The sequence below is a fragment of the Streptomyces sp. NPDC007991 genome (genome assembly GCF_042958445.1).
Classification (GTDB): domain Bacteria; phylum Actinomycetota; class Actinomycetes; order Streptomycetales; family Streptomycetaceae; genus Streptomyces.
In genome coordinates this window covers 399,720-416,950 of record NZ_JBIBJD010000008.1, presented here as the reverse complement: position 1 = coordinate 416,950, position 17,231 = coordinate 399,720, and the positions used below count along the sequence as shown (strand labels likewise).

At 74.6% G+C, this 17,231-nt stretch carries 12 protein-coding genes; 11 read left to right on the top strand and 1 reads right to left on the bottom strand.

The window, feature by feature from the left end; genetic code table 11:
- Positions 1-81 precede the first annotated feature (81 nt).
- The 11 genes from ACFZDA_RS25030 to cobC are packed head-to-tail and all read left to right on the top strand — an operon-like array spanning position 82 to position 15,520.
- Positions 82-1,023, top strand: a complete 942-nt coding sequence (locus tag ACFZDA_RS25030) for a cobalamin biosynthesis protein (protein WP_391085586.1) — start codon at positions 82-84, stop codon at positions 1,021-1,023.
- Positions 1,020-2,531, top strand: coding sequence for a cobyric acid synthase (locus tag ACFZDA_RS25025; protein WP_391085584.1), 1,512 nt, complete (start codon positions 1,020-1,022; stop codon positions 2,529-2,531). The genes ACFZDA_RS25030 and ACFZDA_RS25025 overlap by 4 nt, the downstream gene beginning before the upstream one ends.
- A complete protein-coding gene (gene cobN / locus ACFZDA_RS25020) occupies positions 2,528-6,193 on the top strand; it encodes a cobaltochelatase subunit CobN (protein WP_391085582.1) in 3,666 nt (1,221 codons plus the stop codon). The genes ACFZDA_RS25025 and cobN overlap by 4 nt, the downstream gene beginning before the upstream one ends.
- On the top strand, positions 6,190-8,205 hold the full coding sequence (locus tag ACFZDA_RS25015; RefSeq protein WP_391085580.1) for a putative cobaltochelatase: 2,016 nt from the start codon (positions 6,190-6,192) through the stop codon (positions 8,203-8,205). Before cobN ends, ACFZDA_RS25015 begins: the two co-directional genes overlap by 4 nt.
- Positions 8,205-8,804, top strand: coding sequence for a cob(I)yrinic acid a,c-diamide adenosyltransferase (gene cobO, locus ACFZDA_RS25010; RefSeq protein WP_391085578.1), 600 nt, complete (start codon positions 8,205-8,207; stop codon positions 8,802-8,804). Before ACFZDA_RS25015 ends, cobO begins: the two co-directional genes overlap by 1 nt.
- A complete protein-coding gene (locus ACFZDA_RS25005; RefSeq protein WP_391085576.1) occupies positions 8,804-10,180 on the top strand; it encodes a cobyrinate a,c-diamide synthase in 1,377 nt (458 codons plus the stop codon). Before cobO ends, ACFZDA_RS25005 begins: the two co-directional genes overlap by 1 nt.
- A complete protein-coding gene (cobI, locus tag ACFZDA_RS25000) occupies positions 10,177-10,908 on the top strand; it encodes a precorrin-2 C(20)-methyltransferase (RefSeq protein WP_391085574.1) in 732 nt (243 codons plus the stop codon). Before ACFZDA_RS25005 ends, cobI begins: the two co-directional genes overlap by 4 nt.
- A gap of 55 nt (positions 10,909-10,963) precedes the next feature.
- The gene (cobM, locus tag ACFZDA_RS24995; RefSeq protein ID WP_391085572.1) at positions 10,964-11,782 is read left to right on the top strand and encodes a precorrin-4 C(11)-methyltransferase; all 819 of its coding nucleotides are present in this window, start codon (positions 10,964-10,966) and stop codon (positions 11,780-11,782) included.
- Between the two features lie 34 nt (positions 11,783-11,816).
- Positions 11,817-13,499 carry a precorrin-3B C(17)-methyltransferase gene (cobJ, locus tag ACFZDA_RS24990; protein ID WP_391085570.1) on the top strand — a complete coding sequence of 561 codons (1,683 nt, stop codon included), beginning with the start codon at positions 11,817-11,819 and terminating at the stop codon, positions 13,497-13,499.
- 40 nt (positions 13,500-13,539) lie between these two features.
- Complete coding sequence (locus ACFZDA_RS24985) at positions 13,540-14,475, top strand: CbiX/SirB N-terminal domain-containing protein (RefSeq protein ID WP_391085568.1); 936 nt, start codon at positions 13,540-13,542, stop codon at positions 14,473-14,475.
- Positions 14,465-15,520: an Rv2231c family pyridoxal phosphate-dependent protein CobC gene (cobC, locus tag ACFZDA_RS24980; protein WP_391085566.1), complete on the top strand. Its 1,056-nt coding sequence runs from the start codon at positions 14,465-14,467 to the stop codon at positions 15,518-15,520. The genes ACFZDA_RS24985 and cobC overlap by 11 nt, the downstream gene beginning before the upstream one ends.
- Positions 15,521-16,105: 585 nt before the next feature.
- On the opposite strand, the gene ACFZDA_RS24975 is transcribed toward cobC, so the two are convergent.
- Complete coding sequence (locus tag ACFZDA_RS24975) at positions 16,106-17,197, bottom strand: amidohydrolase family protein (protein WP_391085564.1); 1,092 nt, start codon at positions 17,195-17,197, stop codon at positions 16,106-16,108.
- Positions 17,198-17,231 lie beyond the last annotated feature (34 nt).

The following is a 17,231-nucleotide window of genomic DNA, read 5'->3' as shown; positions in this document are numbered from 1 at the left end:
AGTGAGGACATATCGCCATGCGCGGCTGCCGATCGAGGTTCAGTACCCCACCCCTGCCCGCCCCCGCGGCCGGCTGAGCCGATGGGTGCCGGTCGCGTCTTCGCGTACGGCGCCGCCGCCGGTCTGATCGGTGACCTGCTGCTCGGCGATCCCCGCCGGGGGCATCCGGTCGCCGTGTTCGGGCGGGCCGCGGAGGCCGTGGAACGGGTGTTGTGGCGGGACCACCGCGGGTGGGGCGCGCTGCACACCGCGCTGTGCGCCGGAGGTGCCGTCGCGCTCGGGGGTGTCGCCGCGCGTGCCGTACGGGACTCCGCCGTCGCCTCCGTCGTACTGACCGGTGCCGCCACCTGGGCCGTGGTCGGGGGGACTTCGCTCGCGCGGGAGGCACAGGCCATCGGGCGTGCCCTGGAGGCGGGGGACGTCGAAGGGGCCCGGGCGCGGCTGCCGCATCTGTGCGGGCGGGATCCTCAGGCGCTCGACGCCGACGGGATCGCCCGGGCCGTGGTCGAGTCCGTCGCCGAGAACACCTCCGACGCCGTCGTGGGGGCGCTCGTGTGGGGGGCCGTCGCCGGTGTGCCGGGGCTCCTCGGCTTCCGGGCCGTCAACACCCTCGACGCCATGGTCGGGCACAAGTCGGCCCGGTACCGGCGCTACGGGTGGGCCTCCGCGCGGCTGGACGATCTCGCGGGCCGGCCGGGGTCCCGGCTGACCGCCGTGCTCGCGGCTCTGGCAGGAGACGATCCACGGGGAGCGGTGCGCGCCTGGCGTGCCGATGCCGGCCGGCATCCGAGCCCCAACGCCGGGCCCGTGGAGGCCTCGTTCGCGGGGGCGCTCGGGGTGCGGCTGGGCGGGACCCTGTCGTACGGCGGGCGCGTCGAGCACCGGCCCGTGCTCAACGGCGCCGGACGCCCCGTCGCCACCCGGGACATCGCACGGGCCGTACGGCTGTCCAGGCGGGTCGGCTGGCTCGCGCTCGGCGTCTGTGCCGCCGCGCGCCGTATCGCGAAAGGGCGTACGTCATGACGGGCGGTGGGCTTCTCGTCGCCGGTACCACCTCCGACGCCGGCAAGAGCGTCGTGACCGCCGGGATCTGCCGGTGGCTGGCGCGCCAAGGCGTCAAGGTCGCGCCCTTCAAGGCGCAGAACATGTCCCTCAACTCCTTCGTGACGAAGGAAGGGGCCGAGATCGGGCGGGCGCAGGCCATGCAGGCGCAGGCCTGCCGCGTCGAGCCGACCGCGCTGATGAACCCGGTGCTGCTCAAGCCCGGCGGCGAGCGCAGCAGTCAGGTCGTGCTGCTGGGCAAGCCGGTCGGGGAGCTCAGCGCACGCGGGTACCACGGCGGACGGCAGCAGCAGCTGCTCGGGACCGTGCTGGACTGCCTGGAGCGGTTGCGGGGCACGTATGACGCGGTGATCTGTGAGGGGGCGGGCAGTCCCGCCGAGATCAATCTGCGGCGGACCGACATCGTCAACATGGGGATCGCCCGGGGCGCCGGGCTCCCCGTGCTCGTCGTCGGCGACATCGACCGGGGCGGTGTCTTCGCGTCGTTCTTCGGAACCGTCGCGCTGCTGTCGCGCGAGGACCAGAGCTGCGTCGCCGGGTTCCTCGTCAACAAGTTCCGGGGGGACGTCTCCCTGCTGGAGCCGGGTCTCGACATGCTCCAAGGGCTCACCGGGCGGCGTACGTACGGCGTCCTGCCGTTCCGGCACGGGCTCGGCATCGACGAGGAGGACGGGCTGCGCGTCTCCCTGCGGGGCACGGTCCGGGAGTCCGTCGTCGCCCCTCCGGTCGGCGAGGACGTGCTGCGCGTCGCCGTCTGCGCGGTTCCGCTGATGTCCAACTTCACGGACGTCGACGCGCTGGCCGCCGAACCCGGTGTCGTCGTGCGGTTCGTGGACCGGCCCGAGGAACTCGCCGACGCCGACCTCGTCATCGTGCCCGGGACCCGGGGGACCGTCCGGGCCCTGGAGTGGCTGAGGGAGCGCGGGCTCGCCGACGCGCTCGTGCGCAGGGCCGCCGAGCAGCGGCCCGTCCTCGGGATCTGCGGCGGCTTCCAGATCCTCGGCGAGCACATCGAGGACGACGTGGAGAGCCGCCGGGGCCATGTCGAGGGACTCGGGGTCCTGCCCGTGCGGGTGCGGTTCGCCCGCGAGAAGACCCTGACGCGGCCGGCGGGCGAGGCCCTCGGGGAGCGCGTCGAGGGCTACGAGATCCATCACGGCGTCGCCGACGTCACCGGAGGCGACCCCTTCCTGGACGGCTGCCGGGTCGGCCCGGCCTGGGGCACGCACTGGCACGGCTCGCTGGAGTCGGACGGGTTCCGGCGGGCCTTCCTGCGCGAGGTGGCGGCCGCCGCGGGGCGCCGCTTCGTGCCGGCGCCCGACACCTCGTTCGCCGCGCTGCGCGAGGAGCAGCTCGACCGGCTCGGCGACCTGATCGAACAGCACGCGGACACCGACGCGCTGTGGCGGCTCATCGAGTCGGGCGCGCCGCGAGGACTGCCCTTCATTCCACCGGGAGCACCCGCATGAGCACTGTGTTGTTGTTGTCGACCGCCGACACGGACCTGCTGGCGGCCCGGGCCGCCTCCGGCGCCTCGTACCGGATCGGCAACCCGACCCGCGTGGACGTCGCGGAGGAGCTTCCCGCCCTCCTCGACGGCGCGGACATCGCCGTCGTACGGCTCCTCGGCGGCAAGCGGGCCTGGGAGGACGGGCTCGCCGCGCTGAAGGCCTCGGGCGTGCCGACCGTGCTGCTGGGCGGCGAGGCGGTGCCCGACGCGGAGCTGATGGCCGAGTCGTCGGTGCCGGCCGGTGTCGTGGCGGAGGCGCTGAAGTACCTCGTGGAGGGCGGGCCCGCCAACCTCACCGAGCTGGCGCGGTTCCTGTCCGACACCGTGCTGCTCACGGGCAAGGGCTTCGCCGCGCCGCAGCGGATGCCGGAGTACGGCGTCCGGGGCGAGCGCGCGCTGGTCGAGGGCCGGCCGACCGTCGGCGTGCTCTTCTACCGGGCGCACGAGCTCAGCGGCAACACCGCCTTCGTCGACACCCTGTGCGACGCGATCGAGGCGCGGGGCGCCAACGCGCTTCCCGTGTACTGCGGTTCGCTGCGCGGGGCCGACGCGGGGCTGTACGAGATCCTCGGGCGGGCGGACGCCCTCGTCGCCACCGTCCTCGCCGCCGGCGGCACCCATGCCTCGCAGGCCTCGGCAGGCGGTGACGAGGAGGCCTGGGACATCGGCGCCCTCGCCGAGCTGGACATCCCCGTGCTGCAAGGGCTGTGCCTGACGTCCTCGCGGAGCGCCTGGGAGGCCTCGGACGCCGCCCTGTCCCCCATGGACGCCGCGATGCAGGTGGCGATCCCGGAGTTCGACGGGCGGCTGATCACCGTGCCGTTCTCCTTCAAGGAGCGGGTCGACGACGATACGGCCGACGTGCCCGTGTACGTCGCCGACCCGGAGCGGGCCGCGCGGGTCGCCGGGATCGCCGTACGGCACGCGCGGCTGAAGCACATGGCGAACGCCGAGAAGAAGCTCGCGCTCGTCTTCACCGCCTACCCGACCAAGCACTCGCGCGTCGGCAACGCCGTCGGGCTGGACACCCCGGCCTCGGCGGTGCGGGTGCTGGACGCGCTGAAGGAAGCGGGGTACGGGCTCACCGAGTACCCCGCGGGCGGCGACGAGCTGATCCACCGGCTCATCGAGGCCGGCGGGCACGACGTGGAGTGGCTGACGGAGGAGCAGCTGTCCGCCGCGCCCGCGCGAGTGCCGCTGGCGGACTACCGGGCCTGGTTCGACAAGCTCGACCCGGAGCTGAGGGACGCCATGACCGAGGCGTGGGGCGAGCCGCCGGGCAGCCTCTACGTCGACGGGGACGACATCGTGCTGGCGTCCCTGCAGTTCGGGAACGTCGTGGTGATGATCCAGCCGCCGCGCGGCTTCGGCGAGAACCCCATCGCGATCTACCACGACCCGGACATGCCGCCGTCCCACCACTACCTGGCGGCCTACCGCTGGCTGGAGAACAGTTTCGGCGCGGACGCGGTCGTGCACATGGGCAAGCACGGCACGCTGGAGTGGCTGCCCGGCAAGGGCCTCGGGCTCAGCGGCGGCTGCGCCCCCGACGCCGTGCTCGGGGAACTGCCGCTGATCTACCCGTTCATCGTCAACGACCCGGGCGAGGGCACCCAGGCCAAGCGGCGCGGGCACGCCACGGTCGTCGACCACCTGGTGCCGCCGATGGCCCGCGCCGACACCTACGGCGACCTGGCCAAGCTGGAGCAGCTCCTGGACGAGTACGCGCTCGTCTCCGACCTGGACCCGGCGAAGGCCCCGGCGGTGCGCGCGCAGATCTGGACCCTCGTCAAGGCCGCCGAGCTCCATCACGACCTGCATGTCGACGAGCAGCCGGACGACGAGGCGTTCGACGAGTTCGTCATGCACATCGACGGCTATCTGTGCGAGATCAAGGACGTCCAGATCCGCGACGGCCTGCACATCCTGGGCGGCGGCCCGGTCGGTGAGCCGCGCGTCAACCTCGTGCTGGCGGTGCTGCGCGCCTCGCAGGTGTGGGGCGGGCAGGCCGCCGCGCTGCCCGGGCTGAGGGCGGCGCTGGCGCAGCACTTCGGGCTGGTGGAGAAGGAGCTGCTGGCCGAGCCGGGCGCCGCGCTGAAGGTGCCGGCGCGGCTGTCGGAGCTGGTGGCGGGCCCGGCGCGCACCGCCGCCGACGCGATCGACCTGCTGGAGCAGCTGTGCCGGCGGATCGCGGAGGGCATGGAGGAGCGCGGCTGGGCGGTCGCCGAGGCCCCGGCGCTGGTCCGGGAGGTGCTCGGCGGGGAGGTCGCCGACGCCGTGGCGGTGCTGGAGTTCGCCTGCACGGAGGTCGTGCCGCGGCTGGCCAGGACCACCGACGAGATCGGGCACATCCTGCGGGCCCTGGACGGCGGTTACGTCCCGGCGGGTCCCTCGGGCTCGCCGACCCGCGGACTGGTCAACGTCCTGCCGACGGGACGCAACTTCTACTCCGTCGACCCCAAGGCGATCCCGTCCCGGCTGAGCTGGGAGGTCGGGCAGTCGCTCGCGGACTCGCTGGTGCAGCGGTATCTGACCGACACGGGTGAGTACCCGACGTCCGTCGGCCTGACGGTGTGGGGCACCTCGGCCATGCGCACCCAGGGCGACGACATCGCCGAGATCCTGGCGCTGCTGGGCTGCCGGCCGGTGTGGGACGACGCCTCGCGCCGGGTGACCGGGTTCGAGGTGATCTCCCCGGAGGAGCTCGGCCGGCCGCGCATCGACGTGACGGTCCGGATCTCCGGCTTCTTCCGGGACGCGTTCCCGCACGTCGTGGGGCTGATCGACGACGCCGTGCGCACGGTCGCCGAGCTGGACGAGCCCGCCGAGCAGAACTACGTGCGGGCGCACGCGGACGAGGACACCGCCGAGCACGGCGACCGGCGCCGGGCGACGGCCCGGATCTTCGGCTCGAAGCCGGGGGCGTACGGGGCCGGTCTGCTGCCGCTGATCGACGCGCGCAACTGGCGCTCGGACGCGGACCTCGCCGAGGTGTACGCGGTGTGGGGCGGCTACGCCTACGGGCGGGGGCTCGACGGGCGGGCCGCGCGCGGCGACATGGAGACGGCGTTCCGGCGGATCGCGGTCGCCGCGAAGAACGTCGACACGCGGGAGCACGATCTCGTCGACGCCGACGACTACTTCCAGTACCACGGCGGCATGGTCGCCATGGTCCGCCATCTGACGGGCGCGAGCCCCGAGGCGTACGTCGGCGACTCGGCCACCCCGGACCAGGTGAAGACCCGCACGCTGGGCGAGGAGACGCACCGGGTGTTCCGCGCCCGGGTGGTCAACCCGCGCTGGATGGCGGCCATGCGGCGGCACGGCTACAAGGGCGCCTTCGAGATGGCCGCGACGGTGGACTACCTGTTCGGGTACGACGCCACGGCCGGGGTCGTGGACGACTGGATGTACGAGAAACTCAGCGCCGAGTACGTCTTCGACCCGGAGAACCGGGACTTCATGAAGACGTCCAACCCGTGGGCGCTGCGCGGCATCACCGAGCGGCTGCTGGAGGCCGCCGACCGCGGACTGTGGGCGGAGCCGGACGCGGAGACGCTGGAACGGCTGCGTGCCACGTACCTGGAACTCGAAGGCGACCTGGAAGGTGAGGACAAGTGAGCACCCCGTTCCCGTTCACGGCCGTCGTCGGCCAGGACGACCTGCGGCTCGCACTGCTGCTGAACGCCGTGTCGCCGGCGGTCGGCGGTGTGCTGGTGCGCGGGGAGAAGGGCACCGCCAAGTCGACCGCCGTGCGGGCGCTGTCCGCGCTCATGCCGGCGGTGGACGTCGTCCCCGGGTGCCGCTTCTCCTGCGACCCCGCCTCCCCCGACCCCGCCTGCCCGGACGGGCCGCACGCGCCGGGAACCGCCGGGCAGTGCCGTCCGGCCCGGATGGTGGAACTGCCCGTCGGTGCCTCGGAGGACCGGCTGGTGGGCGCGCTGGACATCGAGCGGGCGCTGTCGGAGGGCGTGAAGGCCTTCGAGCCCGGCCTGCTGGCCGACGCGCACCGCGGCATCCTCTACGTGGACGAGGTCAACCTCCTCCACGACCACCTGGTCGACCTGCTGCTGGACGCGGCGGCGATGGGCGCCTCGTACGTGGAACGCGAGGGCGTCTCCGTACGGCACGCGGCGCGGTTCCTGCTCGTGGGCACCATGAACCCCGAGGAGGGCGAGCTGCGGCCGCAGTTGCTCGACCGGTTCGGGCTGACCGTCGAGGTCGCCGCCTCGCGGGAGCCCGAGCAGCGGGTGGAGGTCGTCCGGCGGCGGCTCGCCTACGACGCCGATCCGGACGGTTTCGCGGCCCGGTGGGCGCACGAGGAGGCCGAGGTGCGGGCGCGGATCGTGGCGGCGCGGGAGCTGCTGCCGTCCGTGCGGCTGGGCGACGGGGCGCTGCGGCAGATCGCGGCGACCTGCGCGGCCTTCGAGGTCGACGGGATGCGCGCCGACATCGTGATGGCGCGCACGGCGACCGCGCTGGCGGCGTGGGCCGGGCGTACGGACGTGCTCGCGGAGGACGTCCGGCAGGCCGCGCTGCTCGCGCTGCCGCACCGGCGGCGGCGCAACCCCTTCGACGCGCCGGGTCTTGACGAGGACAAGCTGGACGAGACCCTGGAGGAGTTCTCCGGGGACGACGACCCGGACCCCGACCCGGACCAGGGGCCGGACGGGCCCGGCGGAGGCGGCGGGGACGGCGGGCAGCCGGAGCCCGACGACGGGCCCCGGGGCGATGACACCGGGGCCACGCCCGAGGCCGGGGAGAACGGGCAGCCGCAGCCGTCGGGCGCCGGTGAGCAGTCGGCCGTACGGGCGGCCGAGCCGTTCAGGACCAAGGTGCTGAGCGTGCCCGGGATCGGCGAGGGTGCCGCCGGGCGGCGTTCGCGGGCGCGGACCGAGCACGGGCGCACGACCGGGGCGCGGCGCCCACGGGGCACGCTCACCAAGCTGCACCTGGCGGCGACCGTGCAGGCCGCGGCACCGCACCAGCGGGCGCGCGGGCGGTCGGGGCCGGGTCTTGTCGTGCGCCGGGACGATCTGCGGCAGGCGACCCGCGAGGGGCGCGAGGGCAATCTCGTGCTGTTCGTCGTGGACGCCTCCGGGTCGATGGCGGCGCGGCAGCGGATGAGTGCCGTGAAGGGGGCCGTGCTGTCGCTGCTGCTGGACGCGTACCAGCGGCGGGACAAGGTGGGGCTGGTGACGTTCCGGGGTTCGGGCGCGGATGTCGCGCTGCCGCCGACCTCGTCCGTGGACGCGGCGGCGGTCCGGCTGGAGTCGCTGCCGACCGGCGGGCGTACGCCGCTCTCGGCCGGGCTGCTGCGGGCGCACGACGTGCTGCGGGTGGAGCGGCTGCGGGATCCGGCGCGGCGGCCGTTGGTCGTGCTGGTGACGGACGGGCGGGCCACCGGGGGTCCGGAGCCGGTCGCCCTGGCCGGGCGGGCGGCACGGCTGTTCGCGGCCGAGGGCGTCGCGTCCGTCGTCGTGGACTGTGAGTCGGGGCCGGTGCGCCTCGGGCTCGCCGGGCAGCTCGCCGGTGAGCTGGGCGGCACCGCCGTGACGCTGGACGAGCTGCGGGCCGACTCGATCGCCGGGCTGGTCAGGGATGTGCAGGGGACTTCGAGGAGGGCCGCGTAATGCCGCAGGGACAGCCGAGTGTCATTCCGGACGACGGTCTGACGACCCGACAGCGCCGGAACCGGCCGCTGGTGGTCGTGCACACGGGCGTCGGCAAGGGCAAGTCAACGGCCGCCTTCGGGCTCGCGCTCAGGGCCTGGAACCAGGGCTGGCCGATCGGGGTGTTCCAGTTCGTCAAGTCGGCGAAGTGGAAGGTCGGCGAGGAGAACGCGCTGCGCGTGCTCGGCGCCTCAGGCGAGGGCGGGTCCGTCGCCTGGCACAAGATGGGCGAGGGCTGGTCCTGGGTGCAGCGCGACGCGCAGCTGGACAACGAGGAGAAGGCCCGGGAGGGCTGGGAGCAGGTCAAGCGTGACCTGGCGGCGGAGACCTACCGGCTGTACGTGCTGGACGAGTTCGCCTACCCGATGCACTGGGGCTGGGTCGACACGGACGAGGTCGTGGACGTCCTGCGCAGCCGGCCCGGCACCCAGCATGTGGTGATCACGGGGCGCAACGCCCCGGAGAAGCTCGTGGAGTGCGCCGACCTCGTGACCGACATGTCCAAGGTGAAGCACCCCATGGACGCCGGGCAGAAGGGGCAGAGGGGCATCGAGTGGTGATGTCCTCGTCCGTGCCCCGGCTGGTCGTCGCCGCGCCCTCGTCGGGCAGTGGCAAGACCACCGTCGCCACGGGGCTGATGGCCGCGTTCGCCGCGCGGGGGCTCGCCGTGTCCCCGCACAAGGTCGGGCCGGACTACATCGACCCCGGGTACCACGCGCTCGCGACCGGGCGGGTGGGGCGCAACCTCGACGCGTATCTGTGCGGGCCGGAGCTGGTCGGGCCGCTGTTCCTGCACGGGGCGCGCGGGTGCGACCTCGCCGTCGTCGAGGGCGTGATGGGGCTGTACGACGGGGCCGCCGGGGAGGGGGAGCTGGCCTCCACGGCCCATGTCGCGAAGCTGTTGCGGGCGCCGGTGGTGCTGGTCGTCGACGCGTCGTCGCAGTCGCGGTCGGTGGCGGCGCTGGTGCACGGGTTCGTCTCCTGGGATCCGGAGGTTCGGGTCGGGGGCGTGATCCTGAACAAGGTCGCGTCGGACCGGCACGAGGTGATGCTGCGGGAGGCCCTGGAGCAGACGGGGGTGCCGGTGCTCGGGGTGTTGCGGCGGGCTCCGCAGGTGGACACGCCGTCGCGGCATCTGGGGCTGGTGCCGGTCGCCGAGCGGCGGGGCGAGGCCGTGGAGGCGGTGGCGGCGATGGCCGCGCAGGTCTCCGGCGGTTGTGATCTGGACGCGTTGGCGGAGCTGGCCCGGAGTGCGGGGGTGTTGTCGTGCGAGGCCTGGGATGCGGCTGAGGCCGTTTCCGCGCCCACCCACCACCCGACGCGGCCGGACGGGAAACCGAGGGTCGCCGTCGCCGGTGGTGAGGCGTTCACCTTCTCCTACGCCGAGAACACCGAGCTGCTCGCCGCCGCCGGTGCCGACGTCGTGACCTTCGATCCGCTGCGGGACGAGGAACTGCCCGAAGGGACGCGGGGGTTGGTGATCGGGGGCGGGTTCCCCGAGGTGTACGCCGCCGAGCTGTCCGCCAACGAACCCCTGCGCAAGGCCGTCGCCCACCTGGCGGAGAGCGGTGCGCCCGTGGCCGCCGAGTGCGCCGGGCTGCTGTATCTCTGCCGGGAGCTGGACGGGCGGCCGATGTGCGGGGTGCTGGACGCCGAGGCGCGGATGACCGGGCGGCTGACCCTGGGGTACCGGGACGCCGTCGCCGTCGGCGACAGTGTGCTCGCGGCGGCGGGGACGCGGATGCGGGGGCACGAGTTCCACCGGACCGCCGTGGAGCCCGGGGCGGGGGCCGAACCCGCCTGGGGCCTTCGGGCCCCCCAGCGCCGGGTCGAGGGGTTCGTACGGCGCGGTGTGCACGCCAGCTATCTGCACACGCACTGGGCGGCACAGCCCGGTGTCGCCCGTCGGTTCGTGGAGAGGTGCCGGACGTCATGAGCAGCAGGCTGGTCGGGGTCGGGGTCGGGCCCGGGGATCCGGAGCTGGTGACCGTCAAGGGTGTGAACGCCCTGCGGGAGGCCGAGGTCGTCGTCGTGCCCGTCATGGACACGGGCGAGCGCGGGCGGGCCGAGGCGACCGTGTTGCACTACGTGCCCGAGGAGAAGGTCGTCCGGGTCGTGTTCGCGCTGAACGAGCGGAGCGACCGGGCGCGGCGTGAGGCGGCCTGGGACGCGGCGGGCGAGCGGGTCGCCGAGCTGCTGCGCGCGCACGGCTCCGTCGCCTTCGCGACCATCGGGGACCCCAACGTGTACTCCACGTTCACCTATCTCGCGCAGACGGTCGCCGCGCTGGTGCCGGGGACCGTCGTCGAGACGGTGCCCGGGATCACCGCCATGCAGGACCTCGCCGCGCGGTCGGGCGCGGTGCTGACGGAGGGGACCGAGCCGCTCACGCTGGTGCCCGTCACGGCGGGCGCGACAGTCCTCAAGGAGGCTCTCGCCGGGCCCGGGACCGTCGTCGCCTACAAGTTCGGCCGGCAGGCGCGCGAGGTCGCCGAGGCGCTGCGGGAGACCGGGCGGATGGGCGACGCGGTGTGGGGGTCGGCGCTGGGGCTGACGGAGGAGTCGATCCGGCCGGCCGCTGACCTGGACGGCACTCCCCTGCCCTATCTGTCGACGCTCATCTCCCCCGCGCCGCGCGACGGCGGACGGGGCGGAAAGCTCTGACCCGCCCGTGCATCACCCCGCCTGCCAGAACCCCCCTGTACGAGAGGACCAACCCATGGCCGACGCCCCCACCGGCAAGGTGACCTTCGTCGGTGCCGGCCCCGGCGCCGCCGACCTGCTGACGTTCCGTGCCGCGCGCGCCATCGCCGAGGCCGACGTGGTGATCTGGGCGGCGAGCCTGGTCCAGGCGGAGGTTCTCCAGCACGCGCGCGAGGACGCGGAGATCCTCGACTCGGCGGCCCTGTCCCTGGAGGACGTCGTGGCCGTGTACCGGCGGGCGCGTCAGGAGGGTCTGCGCGTCGCCAGGATCCACTCCGGCGACCCCGCCCTGTGGGGCGGCACCCAGGAGCAGCTCGACCGGTGTGCCGAGATCGGCCTGGCGACCGAGGTCGTGCCCGGGGTGTCCGCCTTCTCCGCCGTCGCCGCGCTCGCGCAGCGCGAGCTGACCATCCCCGAGGTCGCGCAGTCCGTGGTCCTGACCCGGCTCGGCGGCGGCAAGACGCCCATGCCGCCCGGGGAGGAGGTCCGCGAGTTCGCCCGGCACGGCACGACCATGGCGGTCTTCCTCTCCGCGGCCCGCAGCGGGCAGCTCGTGCGGGAGCTGCTGGAGGGCGGTTATCCGACGACGACCCCGGTCGTGGTGGCGTACCAGGCGACCTGGCCGGAGGAGCTGGTCGTGAAGTGCACGATCGGCACGCTGGAGGAGACGGTCAAGGAGCACAAGCTCTGGAAGCACACCCTGTTCCTGGTGGGTCCGGCGCTCGACGCGCACGGGACGCGGTCGCACCTGTACCACCCGGGTCACTTCCACGGCTACCGCAAGGCCGACCCGGAGGCCCGCAAGGCCCTGCGCGAACGGGGCACCCGCACATGAAACGTGTCGAAGACATCGCAGAAGGAGTCGCTCAGTGATCGGCCTCATTTCCGCCACCGCGGCGGGCACGGCCGCGCGGGACCGGCTGGCCGCCGCGTGGCCGGACCGCACGCGCGTGTACGAGGGTCCCGCCGGGGAGGCCGTACGGGCCGCGTTCGCGCAGTGCGAGCAGCTCGTGTGCTTCCTGGCGACGGGCGCCGTGGTGCGGCTGGTGGCGCCGCTGCTGTCCGGCAAGACGGCCGACCCGGGCGTGGTGTGCGTCGACGAGGGCGGCCGGTTCGCGGTGTCCCTGCTGGGCGGGCACGCGGGCGGGGCCAACGAACTCGCCCGGGAGGTCGGGGAGGTGCTGGGCGCCGAGCCGGTCGTGACCACGGCGACGGACGCGGTGGACCTGCCCGGTCTGGACACCCTCGGCCTGCCCGTGGAGGGCGATGTCGCCGGGGTCTCGCGGGCGTTGCTCGACGGTGAGGCGGTGGCGCTGCGGGCCGAGGTGGCCTGGCCGCTGCCGCCGCTCCCGGTGGCCGCCGAGGGGGCGTACACGATCCGGCTGACCGACCGGCTCGTCGAGGCGGCCGAGGGCGAGGTGGTGCTGCGCCCGCCGTCGCTGGTCGTCGGGGTCGGGGCGTCGAAGGGTGCCCCCGTCGAGGAGGTGCTCGGGCTGGTCGAGGGCGTCCTGCGGGAGGCCGGGCTGTGCGCGGCGTCGGTCGCCGAGCTCGCCACCGTCGACGCCAAGGCCGAGGAGCCCGGCATCGTGGAGGCGGCTCGGCGGCTCGGTGTGCCCCTGGTGACGTACTCCGCCGGTGAGTTGGCCGGGGTCGAGGTGCCCAACCCCTCCGACGCGCCGCTCGCCGCCGTCGGCACCCCCTCGGTCGCGGAGGCCGCCGCCCTGGTGCGTGGGGGCGAACTCCTCGTCCCCAAGCGGAAGTCGGCCGCGAGTCCCGCCATGGCGACCTGTGCCGTCGTACGGCGCCCGGGGCGCGGTCGGCTCGCGGTGGTCGGGCTCGGGCCGGGTGCCCGGGACCTGCTGACGCCACGGGCGAAGGCGGAACTCCGGCGCGCTGCCGTGCTCGTCGGACTCGACCAGTACGTGGACCAGATCCGCGATCTGCTGCGGCCCGGCACCCGGATCCTGGAGTCGGGGCTGGGAGCCGAGGAGGAGCGGGCGCGCACAGCCGTCGAGGAGGCACGGGCGGGGCGGGCCGTCGCGCTGATCGGCAGCGGGGACGCGGGCGTGTACGCCATGGCCTCCCCCGCGCTCGCCGAGGCCTGCGACGACATCGACGTGGTCGGTGTGCCCGGCGTGACGGCGGCGCTGGCGGCCGGGGCGATCCTGGGCGCGCCGCTGGGCCACGACCACGTGTCGATCAGCCTGTCCGACCTGCACACGCCGTGGGAGGTCATCGAGCGGCGGGTACGGGCGGCGGCCGAGGCCGACATCGTGGTGACGTTCTACAATCCCCGTTCGCGCGGCCGCGACTGGCAGCTGCCCAAGGCGCTGGGCATCCTCGCCGAGCACCGGGCGCCGACGACGCCGGTCGGAGTCGTGCGCAACGCGTCACGGCCGGACGAGTCCGCCCGGCTCACCACCCTGGCCATGCTCGACCCGGAGACGGTCGACATGATGACGGTCGTCACCGTGGGCAACACCGCGACCCGCGAGATCGCCGGGCGCATGGTGACGCCGCGCGGCTACCGCTGGCAGGAGGAGCCCGAGTGAACCGCGCCGTCCACCACCCCACGTCCGCCGAGGAGAACCTGTGACCACCCCGCCGCCCGCCCTGCTCATCGCCGGCCACGGCACCCGTGACGACGCCGGAGCCGAGGCGTTCCGCGACTTCGTGCGGGAGCTGGGGGCCCGCCACCCGGAACTGCCCGTCGCGGGCGGCTTCATCGAACTGTCCCCGCCGCCGCTGGGGGAGGCCGTCACCGAACTGGTGGAGCGGGGCGTGCGGCGGTTCGCCGCCGTGCCGCTGATGCTGGTGTCCGCAGGGCACGCCAAGGGCGACATCCCGGCGGCGCTGGCCCGCGAGCGGGAGCGCCACCCCGGGATCTCGTACACGTACGGGCGTCCGCTCGGTCCGCACCCGGCGTTGCTGAACGTGCTGGAGCGCCGGCTGGACGAGGCGCTGGGCGGCACGGCGGGGCGCAGGCCGGGTGACCGGGCCGATGTGACGGTGCTGCTGGTGGGGCGCGGGTCGACGGACCCGGACGCCAACGCGGAGGTGCACAAGGCGGCCCGGCTGCTGTGGGAGGGGCGCGGGTACGCGGGGGTCGAGACGGCGTTCGTGTCGCTGGCGGCGCCGGACGTGCCGAACGGCCTGGACCGGTGCGCGCGGCTGGGCGCCCGCCGGATCGTGGTGCTCCCCTACTTCCTGTTCACCGGCATCCTGCCGGACCGGGTGCGGCTGCAGACCGAGGGCTGGGCGGCGGCGCACCCGGAGGTCGAGGTGCGCTCGGCCGACGTCATCGGGCCGGAGCCGGAACTGCTGGACCTGGTCTGGGAGCGGTACACGGAGGCCGTCGAGGGCGATCTGCGGATGAACTGCGACTCGTGCGTGTACCGCATCGCGCTGCCGGGCTTCGAGGACAAGGTGGGGCTGCCGCAGCAGCCGCACTTCCACCCGGACGACGACGGCCACGACCACGGGCACGGGCACGGGCACCACCATGGGGCGCACTCCCATGCCCACTGACGGCGGGCACGATCTGCGGCACCACGGGGACGCGGAGGTCCGGGACGACGGCGGCTCGCTCGTCGACCTCGCCGTGAACGTCCGCGCGGACACCCCGCCGGCGTGGCTGCGGGAGCACATCGCCGCGTCGCTGGACGGGTTGGCGGCCTACCCGGACGGGAGGGCCGCCCGCGCGGCGGTGGCTCAGCGGCACGGCCTGCCGGTGGAGCGGGTGCTGCTGACGGCGGGGGCGGCGGAGGCGTTCGTGCTGCTGGCGCGGGCGCCGAAGGTGCGCCGGCCGGTCGTGGTCCACCCTCAGTTCACGGAGCCGGAGGCCGCGCTGCGGGACGCGGGGCACACGGTGGACCGGCTACTGCTGCGGGAGGAGGACGGCTTCCGGCTGGACCCGGCTGCCGTCCCCGAGGCCGCGGACCTGGTGGTGATCGGCAATCCCACGAACCCGACATCGGTGCTGCACCCGGCGGACGTGATCGCCTCCCTCGCCCGGCCCGGGCGGCTGCTGGTGGTGGACGAGGCGTTCATGGACGCGGTGCCGGGCGAGCGGGAGTCCCTCGCGGACCGTGTCGACGTGCCCGGCCTCGTGGTGCTGCGCAGCCTGACCAAGACGTGGGGTCTGGCCGGGCTGCGGATCGGGTACGTGCTGGCGGCGCCGGAGACCGTCCAGGACCTGGAGCGGGCGCAGCCGCTGTGGCCGGTGTCGACACCGGCGCTGGCCGCGGCGCGGGCGTGCGTGGGGCCACGGGCGGTGGCGGAGGCGGCCCACGCGGCGCACCGCATCGCCGCGGACCGGGCCCACCTGTTGACGGGCCTGGCCCGCTTCGCCCCGGCCGGGCTGCGGGTGGTGGAGCCCGCGCAGGGCCCGTTCGTCCTGATCCGGCTTCCGCACGCGGCGGCCGTACGCGGCCGCCTGCGCGATCTCGGCTACGCCGTGCGGCGCGGGGACACCTTCCCCGGCCTGGACGGGCAGTGGCTGCGGCTGGCGGTGCGAGGCCGCGCGACGACGGACGGGTTCCTGCGGGCGCTGGAGCGTGCGGTGGCGGGCTGACGGCGGCGCGAAAAAGGGTGGCCGGGCCGGTGCCCGGCGGCAACAGGGCCATGCCGCCGACGAGGACCACCCGGTGCAGCCGGCCGCCGCCCGCGGGTACGGGCTCGCCCACCTCTGGACCTGGCCGATCGCGAGGCGGCCGCCGCGCTGGCGCGCCGGCGATCGAGGCCGTCCGGCCCGGGTTCGAGTGCCTCGATGAGATCGATCACCATGGTGGCTCCCGCGCGCCGGTTGCGCTGCATCGTCTCCCACAGGTCGGCCGGCTCGGGACCTTCGTCGGCGGCCCGGCGCACCACCTCGAAGACCTCCGCGGCGCGCCCGCCGATGATGCGGCAGACCTCGGCATAGGCGTTCAGGGTCGCCCGTGGAGTCCGCCCTTCCCGCACCGGCCGGAACCAGGGGCGCTCGGCCACCGGCACGGGCTCGTCGTCGCCCGCCAGTGCCTGGTCCACCACCTCGCGAAGCAACGCGGCCTTGGAGCCGAAGGCGGCGACGGCGGTCGGCCGCGCCACGGCGGCGTCCGCGGCGCATAGTGTTCTTCTTCGCGGCGAGGGGCCGCAGGCCGCCTCGGCCGGCCCCTGGGCCCTACCCGACCACGCGCCCGTTCAGCACCACCCGGCGCGGGGCGGTCAGCACGCTCACGTCCTTGCGCGGGTCCTCGTCGTAGACGACGAGGTCGGCCGGGGCGCCCTCGTCCAGGCCGGGGCGGCCGAGCCAGGCCCGGGCCGTCCAGGTCCCCGCCGCCAGGGCGTCGACGGGCGGGATGCCGGCCGTGACCAGTTCGGCGACCTCCGCCGCCGCGAGGCCGTGGGCGAGTCCGCCGCCGGCGTCGGTGCCGACGAAGACCGGGATCCCGGCGTCGTAGGCGCTGCGTACGGTGTCGTAGCGGCGCTCGTGGAGCCGGCGCATATGGGCCGACCAGCGCGGGAACCTGGCCTCGCCGCCGTCGGCGAGCTGTGGGAACGTCGCGATGTTGACCAGGGTCGGGACGATGGCGACGCCCCGTTCGGCGAACAGCGGGATGAGGTCCTCGGTCAGGCCCGTGGCGTGTTCGACGCAGTCGATGCCCGCCTCGACGAGGTCCTGGAGGGAGTCCTCCGCGAAGCAGTGCGCGGTCACCCGGGCGCCCAGGCGGTGCGCCTCGGCGATCGCCGCCTGGACCGCCCCGCGCGGCCAGCAGGCCGACAGGTCGCCGAGGTCGCGGTCGATCCAGTCGCCGACCAGCTTCACCCAGCCGTCACCGCGCCGGGCCTCCTGGGCGACGTAGGCGACCAGGTCGTCCGGCTCGATCTCCCAGGCGTAGTTGCGGATGTAGCGGCGGGTGCGGGCGATGTGCCGCCCGGCACGGATGATCTTCGGCAGGTCGTCGCGGTCGTCGATCCAGCGGGTGTCGGAGGGCGAGCCCGCGTCGCGGATCAGCAGCGTGCCCGCGTCCCGGTCGGTGAGCGCCTGCTTCTCGGCGACGTCCTGCGGGACCGCGCCGTGCCGGTCGAGTCCCACGTGGCAGTGCGCGTCGACGAGGCCGGGCAGGGCCCAGCCGCGGACGGTACGGATGTCGCGGGCGCCGGCGGGACGGTCGTAGGAGACCCGGCCGTCGACGACCCACAGCTCCTCGCGGACCTCGTCGGGCCCGACGAGCACCCGTCCCTTCACATGCAGCACCGTGCGATCGCTCATGTACGGCACCTTAGTGAGCCGCCGGCCGGCCTGG

Excerpts from the sequence above, each read along its gene's own strand:
- ACFZDA_RS24975 (WP_391085564.1), bottom strand. The coding sequence starts at position 17,197 with ATGAGCGATCGCACGGTGCTGCATGTGAAGGGACGGGTGCTCGTCGGG.
- ACFZDA_RS25025 (WP_391085584.1), top strand. The coding sequence starts at position 1,020 with ATGACGGGCGGTGGGCTTCTCGTCGCCGGTACCACCTCCGACGCCGGC.
- ACFZDA_RS25030 (WP_391085586.1), top strand. The coding sequence starts at position 82 with ATGGGTGCCGGTCGCGTCTTCGCGTACGGCGCCGCCGCCGGTCTGATC.
- cobO (WP_391085578.1), top strand. The coding sequence starts at position 8,205 with ATGCCGCAGGGACAGCCGAGTGTCATTCCGGACGACGGTCTGACGACC.
- cobM (WP_391085572.1), top strand. The coding sequence starts at position 10,964 with ATGGCCGACGCCCCCACCGGCAAGGTGACCTTCGTCGGTGCCGGCCCC.
- ACFZDA_RS25005 (WP_391085576.1), top strand. The coding sequence starts at position 8,804 with ATGTCCTCGTCCGTGCCCCGGCTGGTCGTCGCCGCGCCCTCGTCGGGC.
- cobI (WP_391085574.1), top strand. The coding sequence starts at position 10,177 with ATGAGCAGCAGGCTGGTCGGGGTCGGGGTCGGGCCCGGGGATCCGGAG.
- cobN (WP_391085582.1), top strand. The coding sequence starts at position 2,528 with ATGAGCACTGTGTTGTTGTTGTCGACCGCCGACACGGACCTGCTGGCG.
- cobC (WP_391085566.1), top strand. The coding sequence starts at position 14,465 with ATGCCCACTGACGGCGGGCACGATCTGCGGCACCACGGGGACGCGGAG.